The sequence below is a fragment of the Pseudomonas sp. HY7a-MNA-CIBAN-0227 genome (genome assembly GCF_040310325.1).
In the GTDB taxonomy this organism is placed as follows: Bacteria; Pseudomonadota; Gammaproteobacteria; order Pseudomonadales; family Pseudomonadaceae; genus Aquipseudomonas.
Genome location: NZ_JBEOPT010000258.1, coordinates 1 through 253 on the forward strand (window position 1 = coordinate 1; position 253 = coordinate 253).

The 253-nt window shown below is 49.0% G+C and carries 1 protein-coding gene; it reads left to right on the forward strand.

What is annotated here, in order from left to right; genetic code table 11:
• The coding region (locus AAEZ06_RS27820) for a glutamine amidotransferase-related protein (protein ID WP_502948070.1) at positions 1-253 on the forward strand (253 nt) is incomplete at both ends.

A 253-nucleotide genomic window follows, 5' to 3' on the forward strand; every position in this document is an offset into this window, starting at 1 on the left:
GGTCTAGCCAGCGGTGCAAATACTATTAAAATGAAAACCGGTCATCACGGTGCCAACCATCCAGTACAAGACTTGGCAACTGGCACGGTGATGATTACCAGTCAAAACCACGGTTTTGCGGTTGACGAAGACACCTTGCCTGCCAATGTTAAATCGACTCATCGCTCATTATTCGATGGTACTAACCAAGGGATTGAGCTGACTAATAAGCCGGTCTTTAGCTTCCAAGGTCACCCAGAAGCCAGCCCTGGCC